11 protein-coding genes are annotated in these 16,464 nt (G+C 45.1%); all 11 read right to left on the reverse strand.

Annotation, left to right across the window (positions count from 1 at the left end):
- Position 1: 1 nt before the first annotated feature.
- The 11 genes from L1N85_RS08860 to L1N85_RS08910 all read right to left on the reverse strand — a co-directional run bounded on the left by L1N85_RS08860 (position 2) and on the right by L1N85_RS08910 (position 16,325).
- The gene (locus L1N85_RS08860; RefSeq protein ID WP_235237191.1) at positions 2-1,255 is read right to left on the reverse strand and encodes an amidohydrolase family protein; all 1,254 of its coding nucleotides are present in this window, start codon (positions 1,253-1,255) and stop codon (positions 2-4) included.
- A 21-nt stretch (positions 1,256-1,276) separates the two neighbouring features.
- Positions 1,277-2,497: an amidohydrolase family protein gene (locus L1N85_RS08865; RefSeq protein WP_235237192.1), complete on the reverse strand. Its 1,221-nt coding sequence runs from the start codon at positions 2,495-2,497 to the stop codon at positions 1,277-1,279.
- Positions 2,498-2,586: 89 nt separating this feature from the next.
- Complete coding sequence (locus tag L1N85_RS08870; RefSeq protein WP_235237193.1) at positions 2,587-4,395, reverse strand: SgrR family transcriptional regulator; 1,809 nt, start codon at positions 4,393-4,395, stop codon at positions 2,587-2,589.
- Positions 4,396-4,584: 189 nt separating this feature from the next.
- Positions 4,585-5,676: a M24 family metallopeptidase gene (locus L1N85_RS08875; RefSeq protein ID WP_235237194.1), complete on the reverse strand. Its 1,092-nt coding sequence runs from the start codon at positions 5,674-5,676 to the stop codon at positions 4,585-4,587.
- A 47-nt stretch (positions 5,677-5,723) separates the two neighbouring features.
- Entirely contained in the window at positions 5,724-6,272 is a 549-nt protein-coding gene (locus L1N85_RS08880; protein WP_235237195.1) for a helix-turn-helix domain-containing protein, read from the reverse strand.
- A 108-nt stretch (positions 6,273-6,380) separates the two neighbouring features.
- The gene (locus tag L1N85_RS08885; protein WP_235237196.1) at positions 6,381-8,687 is read right to left on the reverse strand and encodes a glycoside hydrolase family 127 protein; all 2,307 of its coding nucleotides are present in this window, start codon (positions 8,685-8,687) and stop codon (positions 6,381-6,383) included.
- A gap of 25 nt (positions 8,688-8,712) precedes the next feature.
- On the reverse strand, positions 8,713-9,609 hold the full coding sequence (locus L1N85_RS08890) for a carbohydrate ABC transporter permease (protein ID WP_235237197.1): 897 nt from the start codon (positions 9,607-9,609) through the stop codon (positions 8,713-8,715).
- Between the two features lie 21 nt (positions 9,610-9,630).
- Positions 9,631-10,599: an ABC transporter permease gene (locus L1N85_RS08895; RefSeq protein WP_235237198.1), complete on the reverse strand. Its 969-nt coding sequence runs from the start codon at positions 10,597-10,599 to the stop codon at positions 9,631-9,633.
- 77 nt (positions 10,600-10,676) lie between these two features.
- On the reverse strand, positions 10,677-12,416 hold the full coding sequence (locus L1N85_RS08900) for a type 2 periplasmic-binding domain-containing protein (RefSeq protein WP_235237199.1): 1,740 nt from the start codon (positions 12,414-12,416) through the stop codon (positions 10,677-10,679).
- A gap of 19 nt (positions 12,417-12,435) precedes the next feature.
- Complete coding sequence (locus tag L1N85_RS08905; RefSeq protein ID WP_235237200.1) at positions 12,436-15,192, reverse strand: DUF5695 domain-containing protein; 2,757 nt, start codon at positions 15,190-15,192, stop codon at positions 12,436-12,438.
- Between the two features lie 239 nt (positions 15,193-15,431).
- Positions 15,432-16,325, reverse strand: coding sequence for a helix-turn-helix domain-containing protein (locus L1N85_RS08910; RefSeq protein ID WP_235237201.1), 894 nt, complete (start codon positions 16,323-16,325; stop codon positions 15,432-15,434).
- Between the last annotated feature and the right edge of the window lie 139 nt (positions 16,326-16,464).

Raw genomic sequence — 16,464 nt, forward strand, 5'->3', positions numbered from 1 at the left:
ATTAAAGAGTTGCCGGCTTGGTTGCTTCCACAGATTCGAGCGACCCTGCGACCCAGTTCCCTTTGTACATGACAGCCCGTCGTTTCGCTCTTCTGGCCACCGTCTCCGCCGAACAGCTGGCTTCAACCAACACAATGCTTGCCTCATCTCCGACTGCCGGCCAGACACGTTCGCCTTCTCTATTCAGAGGAGTCTTGCCGCCCGTGATGAAACCAAGAGTTTCCGCTAACGACTTCTCACTGCTCCTGCCGAAACGTTCCGCTAACCGGCCTGCCTTCTCAAGCATATCGCCATTTCCGAAAGGAGCCCACGAATCATAGAAACCGTCACAACCTAGTGCAACTGCTACCCCTTTCTCATGCAAGAGTGGAAGTGGAGGGATGGGTCTGTTAATTGGAACGGTTGACATGATTGAAATACCTAATGCAGCAAACGTATCGGCCATTTCACTGGCTTGTTCCAATGGCACATCTCCTAAAGCAAACGCATGGCTGATCGCTACTCTGCCCTGCCAGCGCGCTTCTTCTGTAAGCTCAACCAGTTTTTTCATCGTATATAACCCGATAGAACCTGGATCATGTATATGGATATCAATATCCGCATTGGCCTCTACCGCAATTTCCATCATTTGCTGTAATGATCCCTTAATATGGCCGTCGACTCCACCGGGATCCAAGCCGCCAACTAGGGTTGCTCCCTCGCGCATGGCCTGTCGCATTAAGTCAGCCGCCTGTGTGCGCAATAACCCTTGCTGTGGAAAAGCCACAATTTCATACGTCATTTTGTCACTGTACGTCTCCAGCGCCGCACGAACACCCTCTAAGTTCTTAAGACCAACATAAGGATCAATATTCACATGGGTACGTATATGGGTAGACCCTGCCTGCAGAATAAGCTCCAGCATCTTCTCTGCTCTTTGCTTGACTGATTTCTCCAGGGCAGGAAGCTCTTGCGCTTCGAGCTCCAAGCGTTCAATAAGGCTCTTGACAGGCGTACACGATTTCCAGGGTAAACTTAGATACGTTTTATCCAAATGATTGTGTTTTTCGACAAAAGATGGCAGCGCTAACAGGTGGTTTGCATTCGTTTGGGGAAAATCGCTTTGCAGCGGATTGGCTGCGGAAACGATTTGCTTTATCTTCCCCTCTTCGATGAGAATATGGCAAATTTCCGTCTCTGTCCCTATAACAACGCCATTCTCATATTGATATCCACTCTCCAAACGAACATTGGTTAACCAAAAAGCAGAGCTCATCCTCGTCCATCCTTTCACTGATCAAATATCCCCCGCGACTAAATTGCCTTTATAAAAAACTGCCCGTCGTTTCGCTCTTCTGGCCACCGCCTCCGCCGAACAGCTGGCTTCAACCAACACAACGCTCGCTTCATCTCCGACTGCCGGCCAGACAAGTTTGCCTTCTTTATTCAGAGGAGTCTTGCCGCCCGTGATGAAACCAAGCGCTTGTGATAAGGAATACTCATCGATGAAGCGGTAGAGCTCCGCCAAGCGGCCTGCCTTCTCCAAATTGTCTCCGATACCGAACGGTGACCAATGATCCGTAATGCTGTCATTACCCAGTTCAACCTTTACCCCTTTCTCATGGAGCATAGGAATAGGCATGGCGGCTGCGCCTATCGGAACGGTTGAAGTGATGGAGATGCCCAGCTCGGCAAACATCTCCGCCAGTTCAGCGGCCGCCGGAGAAGGAGATCCGGCAAAACCGAAGGCATGGCTCACCGCCACTCTTCCTTGCCAGCCTGCTTCTTCCGTAAGCGCAGCCAGTCGCTTCATTGTAAAGATCCCTAAATGATCCCGGTCATGGATGTGGATATCGATATCGGCATTAGCCTCAACTGCGATGTCCATGATCGTTTGCAAAGATACTTCAATGTTCTCATCGACGGTAGCCGGATCTACGCCGCCAACCAGAGCAGCCCCTTGACGCATAGCCTGTCTCACTAGATCTGCCGACTGCGAACGCAATAAACCATGCTGAGGGAAGGCCACAACTTCATAGGAAATTTTTCCTGATAAAGTCTCCAGCGCTTGCATTGTAGCCTCGAGATTTTTCAACCCGATAACCGGATCGATATTACAATGAGTGCGCACATGAGTAGAGCCGAAGCCGATCAGGAGATCAAGCATTTTCTCCGCTCTCTCCTTCGCCGCAGGCAGTAACTTCGGCAGCAGTTCTCTTTCTTCTTCCATGCGTCCAAAAATGCCGGATACCGGTCTAACCGCTTTCCATGGGCCGCCATAATAGGTTTTATCAATGTGGATATGCATTTCTTTAAAGGAAGGGAGCAATAAGAGGTTTTTCGCATCCTTTTTCGGAAGATCACTTTCCAACGGCTTGGCAGCGGAAACGATTTCAGAAATTTTGCCGTCTTCAACCCGAATATGACAAATTTCCGTCTCTGTACCTGTAACAACACCATTCTCGTATTGATAGCCGCTCTCCAAGCGTACATTCGTTAACCAATAAGCGGAATTCATAATTTCGTTCACCCTTTCTCTCGACTTGTCCTTATTTCATTGTACCTGGTGGGATAATTATAAAAAGGGTAGATTTATTTTTGCAAATTTCAACTTTTTCGCGGCTTTAACCATATATTTCTAAAATCGACCCATCCCTGCTCGTTAAAGCTGATGCCGCGGACGGACGGATGGAACGATGACGACAGCTTTTTATGTAGAAGGAAAATGATAGCGCTGGTCTCCTGCAATCGATGCTCTACGGCCTGCAGCATTTCCTCTCTCTTATGCCTGGACGGTTCTCGAAGCAGGGCATTCACCCTTTGATCCAATTCCGCCAGCAGATCGCACCCGAGATGTGAACGAATAAAGCTGTACGGAAACTGCAGCAGCTCCACTTGAGTTAACTGAGCCTCTCCAAAAATAACTTCAAACAAAATACAGTCAGCCTTCCGAATGTTTTCCCGCTCCATCATTTGCCCCCACGAAACCATATGGACTTCCATGGAAATGCCATGCTGCCTGCATTGCTCCTGAATCCAGTAAGCATCCGCAGCATGCCTTTCATAAGTATACAAGCAGATCGTCTCCCCCCGGTATCCCGCTACCTGCAATAACCGGCGGGTTTCCTCCGGCTGAAATGCCATGTCTTCCGCCCCCATCGCGGCATTCGGAAAAAATCCTTGAGCGGGGTACATGCGCGGCTCCCCTAGCTCGTCTATCATTCGTCCGCGATCAATCAGATGATGCAGCGCTTTACGGAAATTCGGGTGACATTGAGGTCCGGGCCTGGTAAGGTTCATAGTCAGCAGGCTGCAGCCCGTATGCAGTTCACCGAGTTCCTCCCACTCCACATTTATTACGGGCGACGGATCACCCATATGAAGCATCACCTGATCTGAGGGGTTGTCCTTCACCTGGCACGATTTATCATCCGGAATCATAATAACCTCTACCCTGTCCAGATGAGCCCTGCCTTGAAAATAAGATTTGTGCACCTCCAGCACACAAACACTTTCATTATGCTGAACAACCTTAAAAGGCCCTGTCCCGACCGGGTACCGCGCAAAACCGCTTCCTTTTTCCAGGCACACTTCCTCCGGAACGATCGAAGACGCAGGGAAAGACACATAATGCAAAAACAAATGGTTCGGTGCATCAAGCGTAATTTGAACGGCGCTGCCATCCAAAACCGCAATGTCCAACATGCCGCGAAACAGCCAGTTATGCGGCAGTGCTAGCATTGGATCACTCAATCGCCGGAAAGAGAAGACAACATCTTCCGCCGTCAGCTCTCTTCCATGATGGAAGGTAACACCCCTTCGCAAATAAAACGTCCATATGCTGCTGTCATCATTCGACTCCCAATGATGGGCCAAGGAAGGTTGAAAACGTTGGCTGACCCGATCATAACGAACAAGTGTATCGAGCACCTGCTTCATCATATGCGCATCGAAGGCATAGAACGAATACGCCGGATCAAGCGTGTTTATCGTCCGGTAAACAGGAAATCGCAACGACTCCATCCGCTGTTGTTTCTTCCCTTCTACTCTATAGCCGAAATAACCGGATGATAACCAGTCCATGAGCTGTTCCTTTACCGTAGTCCCCTCACCGTACCGACTGATTTGCTCCAGGGCTTCCATCAGCTCTCCCTTCAGCACAAGCGCTTTGGCTTCAGATAGAAGCAGGTCCCCCTTAAAAAGCAAAAACGTCAGCACGGATCGGTGGCCTCTCCCTCGTCCGGGTACCCACCTAATCCATCCCAACTCAACCATCTTGGTCATAATCAGCTTCGCATTGCGTGTTGTACAGTAAAGCAGAATTGCGATCTCCTCCATCGAAATCGGGACGGATTCTCCCTCCAGAGCATTCGGAAAGCTTTGGCGAAGTTGTAAATAATGAACGGCCAGCTGCATCGTACAAGCCCCTTTTCTCATTCCGTGTAAAGCTTGATATTCCGGAACATTATACCTTCCGTCACAAACAGAATAAATCACCCTGCGGGTAACGCGGAGAGGGCGCTGCGAAAAAAAAGACGGCGCAACGAGCGGGGGTCCGCCAATCTGGCCGTCTTTATCGGTTGCACCTTAATCTATCTTCAATGATTATACGATAACAAGATCTTTTGTGGCCCCTTGGTTTACAGACTCGCAGCCATTTTCCGTCACAATTACGATATCTTCAATCCGCACACCGAATTGGTTGGGCAAATAAATGCCCGGTTCAATGCTGAACACCATACCCGGTTGAACGATGAGCTCATTGGCGCTATGAATCGACGGCTCTTCATGAATTTCAATACCGAGTCCGTGGCCTGTTCGGTGGGTGAAATATTCGCCGTATCCGCCGTCCATGATCACTTTGCGAACCGCTTTATCGATTTTCCCGACAGGGATACCCGGTTTGACAGTTTTGAAACCAGCGAGATGGGCCGCTTTTACCAGCTCGTATACTTCTTGCTGCTTGGATGTGACTTGCTGCACACCGACCGTTCGGGTCATATCGGAGCAATAACGGTCCATCAGCCCGCCCATGTCGATAATGACCATATCGCCCGCTTGAATTCGCGTACCGCCGGGAGCGTGATGCGGGTTCGCGCCGTTCGGACCGGCGCCGACAATCGGCTCAAACGAAAGGGCGTACACGCCTTCATGCTTCCAAAGCGTCTTTAACTCTTCAACGAGATCGATTTCGCGCATACCCGGGATAACCTTCTTAACAACCGCTTCCATGACTTTGCTGGCCGTAGCGCCCGATTTACGGATGCATTCCAGCTCATATGCGTCCTTAATCAGGCGAAGCGCATTTAAAATAGCACCGCTTTCCACATAACGGACATTCGGCTTATACTTCATCAAGGTTAATAAATTGGCGCTCTGCCACAAATTATCTATTGACACGATACCCGAATCCGAGAGAAAGCCCGCCAGCTTGGCGATTGCATCTTCGCCGTCCTGCCAATAAAAACATTCCAAAGTGTTTTGTGAGAAATCCTCTCTATGCATCACGGGTGCGATGATGATCGGATCTTTGCCTTTGCGAAACACAATGGCCAACAATCGTTCGTGAGGGTCGATCCATACTCCGGTAAAATAATAGAAGTTTGCAGCCGTCGCCACGATTAACGCATCGTAACCATTTTGCTCAATCAGCTCATCGGTTCTGTGAATCCGGTTTTCGAATGGATTTGCCATCATTGTTTAACCTCATTTCAAACCATAATCCGTACTCGTTTGTTGTATATCTATTCTGATTTTGAATTGGAACTGAAAACGGATAAATACTTCACTTCTTCTGAAATCGGAGTAAAAGCATGGTCTTCAAGAGAATCGAAGTACAGACTGTCACCAGGAGATAAAGTGTAGTCTACATTTCCTACTTTGTATTTCATTTTCCCTTCAAGAACATAGATGAACTCTTCTCCCACGTGAGATACTGTTCTTTTTGGGGTTTCTCCTTTTTTGGCAATAAAAAAGAAGGGTTGCATTAACTTCTCCTGACGTTCGACGGCCAATGCAGAAAATGAGTATCCTTTTTCCGTTTTGACAAGCTTTTGCAGGCTCATCTCTTTCGTCGTATGAACCGTGCCGCCCTGATCATGATCGTCCAAGAGGACGGATATTTTCGTGCCCAGAGCTTCGGCAATTTTGATGAGCGTGCCTATAGGCGGAACCGTTTTGCCGTTCTCGATTTTGGATAACAAGCTTTTCGTAAAACCGCAGGCATTAGCAATATCTTCTAAATTTCGATTCTGTTCTTTTCTGATTTTTCTGATCTTTTTTCCTAAGTCCATTTCATCGATCCTCTAACAACATTTTGAAATTCAGCAGCATTATGATTCAACACTGTTTATTGTAATGCTATTAGGTGGAATCGTCAAATAACTATGCGCTCGAAGTTTTTATAGCCCATTCACGCCAAACTGTATGTATTGTTCTCTGCTTACCAAGCGCAAGCCGAACACTCTCCGAACTCTATGCCCCGGGTGAGCTTGGAAAGTAACGGTCACGATTTCATTCCCTTTAATGCTCTCTTCGGGAAGAACATAGTTAACATTATAAAACCTTTCCATTTCGCTAAAGCCCTCTTGGACATCTGTCAACGGTTTTCCATCTACAAGAATATCAAATTCACAAGCCGGCATTTCTTGAGCAGCGGTGTAAGTAATGACGAGCATCATCGCGGTTTCTGGACGCACCTTCAAATCATAAGAAAACCAGCCATCGAGTCCCGCATTGCGATAGGCCCGATTGTTCAGTAAACCGACGCGCGTCACATCGCCTTGAAAGTTATGATCGCGCTCCGGCTGCATTTCTCCCGGCTGAGCGTAATCAACCGTACATTGTTCCAGAATGCTTATTTTCTTTCGTGCGATAAGATACTCATTTTCGGTCTTCCCCCATTCCTCTTCCGTAAATAAATCCCAATAAACCGAGTACAGCTTATCGTGCATCCGATAGAATGGATAAAGCTCGACCTCTCGCGGATAACCGGCCTCTACTGTGCGGAATGTGTTCGTTTTCCCTTCAACAGGCTGCAGCCATTCCGTCAGCGCTTTATGGTTCGGAATCAGGACCGGCGTATAGAGAAAATTAAATGCATCCGGATCGTTCAGCGGTCCCAGCTCTCCCGCAAGCACTAATGGACCGTACAAAACAGCCGCCCGGCTCGGATTGTCCGGCATGCTCTCAAGCCGCAGCGTCATTGGAATGGTTACTTCAACTTGATCTCCATCGATCCAACGGCGTGCGATCTCCACAAAACTGCCCGGTTCGGTTTCTATTTGCTGAGCTTCACCGTTCACTTTCACTTCGATTCCCTTCTCCGCCCAGAACGGATAACGAATGCACATCGTATAGTTCACAGGCTCTTTGCATGATATTTGAATCGCAATCCGGTCATCCTCAGGATAATCTGTCTGTTGTACCAGCGTAACTCCTTTCTCCTTCCAATTCAGCGAGGATGGAATATATTGGTTCACATAAAGCTTCTCGTCACTATGGAAATAAATGCTGCTGCCGTAGCTCGCGTGATTCTCCATGCCCGTGCCGACGCAGCAAGTAAAGTGCTCGAACTTATCGTTATAATCTTTATAGCCTCCCATGGCTAATGACAAGCAATACGTTACCCCGCCTTCCACCGGATCCTGCGATGCCAATATATGATTGAATAGAGCCCGTTCATAATAATCGGCTTCCTTGGCCGAACCGTTCCATTGGAATAAATGCCTTGTCAGCTTCAGCATGTTATAGGTGTTGCATGTCTCCGTCGTATGCGGCCCAAGGCGGTCATTAAGCGTATCCGGCTCTCCGAAATATTCCCCGAAGCTGTTTCCGCCGATCGCGTAGGAATGATGGTGCACTACGCGGTCCCAAAAAAATTCCGCCGTCAATTTACGTTTCACGTCATTCGTCAACTCATATTCTCTTGCCAAGCCGATCAGTTTAGGGATCTGCGTGTTGGCATGCTTTCCTGGTAAGCAATCCTCGTGTGCGGCAAGCGGATCCAAAACCAGCTTATGCCAGAATCGCTCCGCCAATCTAAGGTATTTCACTTCCCCGGTATCGGCGTATAAATCCGCCAATACTTCGTTCATACCGCCGAACTCGCATATCATCATTTCTTCCATTTGATTGTCAGTCAGTTTGGCGAAAATCCCGTCCAGCCAATCCGCCAGTTTAACCGCTACCTGCAATGCCTTTACATTACCGGCAAGGCGCAAAGCGTCGCGTAAACCCGCCAGCAGCTTATGAATCGTATATAAAGGAGCCCATCCGCCGTTTAAATCAAAACCTTTCGAACGGATATCACCGGAAGCAACTTCCAGAAAAATTTCTCTCCCTCGCGGAATTCCCGAAACATATCCGTCTCCGTGCCCATTTTGACAAATTTCCAGTTCATCCACAATATAATCGACGCGCTCTTTAAACCGGATATCCTCTAATGACGCATAGAGCATGGAGCAAGCGGACAAGTAATGTCCGAGCGTATGACCCGATAAACTCATGGCCTCCCATCCTTCATATTGCGGCGCTTTCACCTCAAATCCTGCATACTCTCTAAATCTTGCAAGCAAACGATCCGGTTCAAGTTGAAGCAAATATTCTTTATTCAAATCCATCGCATGCTTGAACGGTCCGCCCAAAACGGCTACATCTTTCAAATCGAAAGCTTTGGCTTTCGTCCCTGCTTTCATATCTGCTAACATGTCATTTCCTCCTTGTTTGGTATATTCATTCTTTTACAGCTCCAATGGTAATGCCGCTCATAAAATATCTTTGAAAGAAAGGATAGGAAAGCATAATAGGAAGTGTAACAATCATGGTCGTGGCCGCTCTTATGGATTGGGGGGTGAGCTTTCTCATTTCAGCCATTTGCTTCTGCTCATCCGCTAATTTACCTACTTGCTCAACATCCAACAGAATCTTCCTTAAATAGACCTGCAATGTATCCCACTTACCTGAAGAATTATACAGAATAACATCAAACCAGGAATTCCAGTGGCTTACAGCGCTAAATACCGCAACCGCCGCAAACACCGGTATGCACAAAGGAGCTATGATCTTCATATAGATCATTAGCTCATTGCACCCGTCTATCCTTGCCGACTCCGCCAAAGCATCAGGCAGGTTGTACATGTATGAAGATATGAGCAGCATATAATAAGCGCTGAACAAGCTCGGCAGCCAGTATACAGTGAATGTATCCATAAGGTTCAGTTTGTTAATCAACAGATAAGTCGGCACCAGACCTCCGCTAAAATACAATGTTATCAAAAACAGAAACCTCGTAAATCTTCTGCCGGAAAACCACTTTACGGTTGTGACATACGCCAGTAGACCTGAAAAAAATAAAGTTGTCACCGTACCTACTACAACTCTTAATATGGAGATCAGTGCACCTTTTGCCAGATTACTTTTCTCAAACATATAATGATAGTTATCAAGCGTAAACTCCCTTGGCCAGAAATATAGACCTCCCCTAGCCGTATCCACTCCATCATTAAATGAAACGATAAGCTGATTCCAGAAGGGATAGACCATAACAAATGCCAGAATAACCATAAATAGGACGTTAAAAACATCGAATATACGTCCTGACGTACTGTTTTTTACATATGATGCTCTCATCAGCGTTCTCTCCCTTCCCCATTAGATGATAGAATAATCGGTCAATTTTTTCGAAAGCTTATTCGTAATTAATACAAGCGCCAGCCCTATAATTGCACTCATGAATCCTACTGCCGTTGCGAACGAATACCTTCCGAGCTGTATACCGTACCTGTACACGTATGTGTCAATAACCTCATGATATTCCCGTGTCATTGGTGTTCCCAAGAGCAGCTGTTGCTCAAATCCAGCGTTAAGCAAGCTGCCGATGCCAAGAATGAACAGCAAGATGACCGTCGGCCTTATCCCGGGAAGCGTAATGTGCCAGGCCATTCCAAACCTTCCAAGCCCATCAACAGCTCCGGCCTGATAAAGCTCTTGATCGATGCCGGCAATCGCAGCTAAATAGATGATAGACGCCCAGCCTACACCCTTCCATATATTTGAAGTCGTTAGCAGCCCCCAGAAGTATTTCCCCTCCCCGAGAATAGACAACGGCTGATTAATCAAACCTGCCTTCATCAGCACATCGTTTACAATACCCTCGCTTCCCAGCATTGTAAATATAATGCTTGCTACCACGATCCATGATACAAAGTGGGGAAGGTAAGATATCGTCTGTATAAGCCTCTTAAACTTAAAGCTTTTTATCTCATTTATGAATAGAGCTAGTAGAATCGGGGATACAAATCCTATGGTCAGACCTAATCCGCTTATGACGAGAGTATTCCTAATAATAAGCCAGGCATCCGGCAGCGTAAAAAATTCTATATAATATTTAAGACCTACAAACTCGGATTCACTAAGCTTCTTTCCTGGGAAATAATCAAAAAAACTGTAGATGATACCATACATAGGAACATAAGCGAAGATGATGACCCACGCTAAAGCAAATGAATTGATAAACCACAATTCTCTCTCTCGATAAAGACGTTTTCTAATTTTTCTTAACCTGTCCAGAAGCTCTGTATTCTGTTTAGTGCTCGCAGCTTTTGTCTGTATCTCCTGCATAGGTCTCCTTCTTTCTAATTAAAATCACTTGGATAGTATTGATAATTATCAATACTATCCAAGCTTTTTTTGCGTCTTTATTGATTTAATTTTTCAACATTTGCTTTATAGGAAGCCGCATAGAACTCTTCAAGGTCATGAAGCCCCAGTTTGTTCAGCTTATCACGGGAATTATTAAAGTTTTCCTCCAGCTCGGCTTCCGACTTGCTTGTAATCATTTTCGCCCATTCCGAAAGCAAGGAATCCTTAATCGTTTGGTTAATGTTCGTAATAGGGTCATCTGCTTTAAAGGTCACTCTATACAAAGTAGAATCCCAGCTTTTGCCTTCCACATTTGCCCAGCTCATGTTTACACCCTCGTCAAGGAATTTTCCGTCAGAAGTTACTGGCCACATGTCATACACACTTACTCTCGTAACCCTTGTGTCAAGATGCTCATCTTTAAACCAACCGGCGGGTGCAACCATCCAGAAGGATTGAGCCCCGAATTTCTCCTTGACCGCATGGTAGTTTTCATTTTTCTTCGCATAATCTAATGCGCTATCGTTGAACATCCACTTTCCGTCTTTAATATCCCAAACATTGTTCGGATCCGGTTGTCCATAACCAGTAATCATGGTCCCGATCCCGCTGAGTTCCCAGTTAAACCATTTCATAATACTTTCAGGATCTTTCGCCTTATCCGTAATAATGACTCTGTAATTCCCAAGGAAATCCGAAGCTACATCTGTCGCGTTCTCAACGTTAGGAGCTTTTACAGTTGCATTCATATAGCGTTTTTCAATATTGTATTTTTCCTGCTCCTGCTGTGACCATGCCTCTTGTCCTGCTACCCATAAATGCCACCATGTCCCAATGTTTCCGACAATTCTCTCATTCATTACTTTTGCTTGCCAGTCTTCGAATTTATTGCTCAAGAAGTCAGGATCCAGCATTCCCTCGCGATAGAAACGGTTGATATACTTGGCAATGTCATATCCTTCGGGTGTATTCATCCAATGTGTGAACTGTTCGGCACTTTCATCTACTTTATAGCCGTTCTTGAATCCATACGCTGACAGCATGGCGCCATATAAAGCTGCACCCTGGGAATTATCCGATAAAGCGTATACCTTCTCACCATTAGCATTGGTAGGATGCTTGTCCATAATTTGCTTAACGACCTGATAATACTCTTCTGGTGTCTTGTACGCCGGGGAACCTATTTCTTTCCACCAGTCATAACGTACGCCAAAGTCCCAGCCGGCTACATTCGGATTTTCGCCCCAACCTCTTGGAAGCTTATAAATTTTGCCATCATCCGCCTTAAGTAGATTCATATATTTGCCTAACTTTTCCTTAATATTAGGAGCATACTCTTCTATTAAAGAAGTAAGATCAATAGCTTTCCCCTGTCTGATAAACTTCTCCGCCATCTCATCATCCATATTGGTGATGACCTCAGGATAATCACCGCTGGCAAGCATAAGATTGAGTTTTTCATTCATATCAATGCTGTAGACAATCTTCTCGATCTCCACATTGAACTTTTCCTTATAAAACTTGGCCATTGGCTCAGCAATCTTGTCAACTTCCGCTTGATCATCATAACCTGCGTAAAAAGTTATTTTTAGCGGTTTCTCTGGAACTTCCCAGCCGTATTCGTTAACTTGAAGAGATTGTCCATTGTCCGCATCCTCCGTTACCGTTGACTCTTCCTCCTTTACCGTCTCATCGGAGTTATTATTACAGCCAATCATCCCTAACAACATGACAAGCGCCAGTATGATAATTAAATACTTTTTCATAAAAAACATACCTCCCATAATTTTTTTCATCGCTTTTATTGCAGAAACTTTATTTCTTCTTTATGCGGACTGTCACACCTTGCAGTTTTATAGCAACAGGTATAACTGACTGTTCAACACCTTTTATGTAAAATGCTTTGTTGTTATCGACATAAATTTCGTACACTCCTTCTAAGAAGCCTGAAAGGGTCAACATAACCGTGTGATCAACAACAGTAGAGCTTTCAATCTCAAAAAACATCTCCGATAAATCTTCCTTCACATAAATCGGTCTCGTGGCAGAGATATGGTCCGTATCTATATGCAGATGGATTTTTTGCCCTCCAAGCAACACATGAAACCTTCTTCTTACTCCATCCTTCATCGTGACCTCAAAGCCGCCGTCAACCTCCTTGTTATCGCCGCCATAACAGAAAAGTCCAAATATTGGATCATCGGCAAGCAACGTTGCGGCCCCGCGCAATGCCCCGCAGTACCCAAGGTCCATTTCGCAAGAATAATACCATGAGCCACGCTGATGCTCTTGATCGAGCCAAGTGTTACCGTAAGGTGATGGTTCAAACCCTCCGCCTGCGCCGCCGTCATTACCTATTCCCGGGTACCAATAACCGTAATTGCTCTCCGGCGTGCCGGTATTCATCAACGCCCATGAACTCAACATCGAAGCATAACCCAGACGAAGGTGTTCAAATGGGCTGCTGCTATAATTCAGCGCATAATCAAGCAGCGCCCATCCCCCCATCTGCGACATATAGCTTAAAGTATATTCCGCATTTCCGCTGGCCCTGTAATCGCTGCCGTACAAATAATATGCCGGTTCAAGCCAGCCTCGACAGAAAATGTTGGCTTCCATCTGTGCTTCCATAAATTTTAAAGCATTACTATATGTAATCATCGATTCAGCAAATTTATCTGTTATTTCATTCACCGACTTTACCGAATGATAAAGGGCATACTTGGCTATTGCATGGGTGCTTTCGAAGCCGGTTGAGTCGAAGGGATACTCAGAACCGAACAAGTCGGGCTTTTCGATGATAAAGGAGCTTACCTTCTTCTTCCAATGCCTTTCAAGTCTTATCGATCTTTCTTTCCAGCCAATGGCAGCTGTCTCATTTATCACGTCTTCAATAACCAATTCGTTATAAAGTCCTGTCTTATAAGCTGACCAATCGCCTGTTTCTACCGGAATCGTAAACATGGCGACAGCGGTTCTGTAAGCGCGTTCAAGATAAACTTCCTTCTTTAAATCCACTCTTATATCAGGGTGATTCTTCGCGATTCTATACATGCTCCAATAAAGAAGCATAATATGGGGATAATCGTAAATTCTCCATATATGCAGCTTTCCCTTTGGTCCTTCATCTTCGCTGGAACGGAGAACATTCCAATCAGGAATACCGTATATTCCATAAGCGTATTCTTCCTCATCCGTCCTTTGAAGTCCGCCCCAAACAAAGTGTTCTATATAATAGTCGAGTGCCTCTACTTCCTTCTGTTCAGGATATTCTGCATTTTTGGCGGCCAGGTAAGCCGGTTTGCAGAGTCCCGGATCATCACAGGTCACTTCATAAATCCGCCAGCCCTTGATCCTGTCATAATTGTCAGGTCCAAGCAAGGTTTGCGTTTCCATATTCCATTCCGAAATTAGGCCGTTATACCATTTGGATGGATCCCGGTGCTGACACTTGGCAATAAAGGCAGCTCTCTTGTTTATCAGTGTCTCGACGGGCTCCGTAGAGAAGAATTCCAACACCATATGTTTTCCATCGCCATATTTCACGGTAATGAGATTTTCACCAAGCTTTGCAAATTTCACCTTGTATAGATGCAAGTCTTCGCCTTTTTTGCCGATATAAGCAAGCTCGGTTTCTTCGGGAAACTCGGGCGTTACAGAGTCGATCGGCTCATTTGTTCTAAGGTAGAATTTAGCGAATAAATCATTAGGAACGGTCATGCCGGGGATAACCTGTACATCGATTAACCCTTCTTCAACGATAATTCGCCTTACATCATCATAGTCCGACGCCCACTGAAACTTAAACGGGTAAGACACCGAATCTCCTTCGGATCCCTTGGGAGCAAGGGTTATACTTGTATTGTCCTGGCGCCAATTAGAGCCCTTTTGTTTGGCAACCTGACCTTGCGCAGAAGAGTGAATGAATGCCCTATATTGAAGTGCCCTAAATTGAGGCTTCCCTTGTTTGGTTTCATTCTCATCGTACATGTCAAAGTATTCAAGCTTTGTATTGCCCATCGGCGTCATGGTGAGATACGGACCTACACTATTGCAGCGCATCCAGAACATATAGGAGCCATGACCTGACACAAAGCTGTGCCTGAACACGCTCTCCGTTGGTTTTTTCCCCCACTCAAATGAAGAATTCATGGGGAAAGGTATCGCAATATCGCCGATTTCAACGAGATCGCTGCCGTTATTCACAATATGGATCGTGTAATACATGCCTTTGTCATCAAGTTCATAGGAAAGGTTTATTTGAATGGATGCGGGTTCCTCTTCTTCTTCCAGAAAGCTTGCATTGTACTTTGAGCCATAATCGGAAGCGCAAGAATTGACAAGTCCCTTCTCGGCTAATTTCAGTGTATCTATACTGATCCAATCGCCGTCCGGTTTTCTGTAAGTTACGAATATGTCTCCAAACCGCTTATTCAGACCCATGTGATCGGTATCATACTCATCACGTAAATATTTGAGGCTTGTAACAGCACCATTCTTAAGCCTCAAGTCAAAGCGTCCCCTTGTCAGGATATCTTCTTGATTCCTTTGTTTTTTAACCGTTGCAGTCATTGAAATTCTCCCTTTCAGAAAAATTACACAGCTGTATATTTAAGCAAAAAATGATGTGATTGTGCGTTTAAAAGGAATGATTCGGATTCCGTTTGAAGTAGGAGGAAAATGGTATATTTATGTAGATTGTCTGTCATTGGGGGTGTTGGTTTGCTACTTTTATACTATCATTACAAACCGTGTTTGTAGGTAGACAAAAAGCAATAATTGGTGGTCAAAAATGATGTTTTTCAACAGTGTTAACTATTATTCATATGGGTTTCATAGTAGGCTTTTCGAAATTCGGAGGTCGTTATTTTCTCATATTTTTTAAATAGTTTCATAAAATATTTTTCATCTTGTATGCCTACCGCGCTTGAGATTTCTTTAATGCAATAGGTTGTTCGGGCAAGCATGTCCTTTGCTTTCGAAATTTTCAACAAATGAATATGCTCCATCAAATTTCTGCCTGTTTTCTGTTTGAATGTTCGGGATAAATAATCTTTGTTATAGTTGAATTTCTTCGAAATGGAATGCAATGAAATGTCCTCCAACACATGAATTCTGATCCACTCCAACATTTTCGCCATATTAATATCGCCTTTATCTCTCTGTTTGGACAAATAGAAATCCGTTACGGATTGCTCTGATAATTCAAGAAGCAAAGAGGTGAGTAAATAATGCGCGCAATAATTGGTATAGTAATTAGAATTCCCGACATGGAGCAGCTGGTGAAACAATATATTGATACGCTCAATCGAAGAAGGGGTCGAGAAAACAGGGAAATAGAGCGTCGGGTTGGAACGATCTGTATTGGGATTTGTTTTCATTTGAGAAACTTCCATTTCCATTTCATCATGATTGATCATTTCGAAGTCATGATGACAATAAAAATGAAACCAATAAAAGGAGACTCCCTTGGAACATACTTTGAAGCCTTGATGAACTTGATTCGGCATAATAAGCAGAACGTCTCCCGGATGCACCTCGTAATTTATGTCATTTTGTTGAATATAAAGAATATCGTTAACTCCTATGATGATTTCCAGGCTGTCAATGTTCCTTTTGGTATGTGTCCAGACATCGTCTGCGACAAATTGGCCGCCGGATATATAAGTTAACGGTTTTTGGATATCGATTTTTATAAACTTCATATTTTTCCTCCTCTCAACCACGAATACGGTAAAGCTCAAAAAGATAACATTTGATTCGGGGACGGCAGTTGAAAAGCATTAGTAGATAAAAATGACGTTTTCCTTTGACATATGGAAGTAAAGGAGCTGCATGTTGTTC

Source organism: Paenibacillus alkaliterrae (assembly GCF_021532375.1).
Taxonomy (GTDB): Bacteria; Bacillota; Bacilli; order Paenibacillales; family Paenibacillaceae; genus Pristimantibacillus; species Pristimantibacillus alkaliterrae.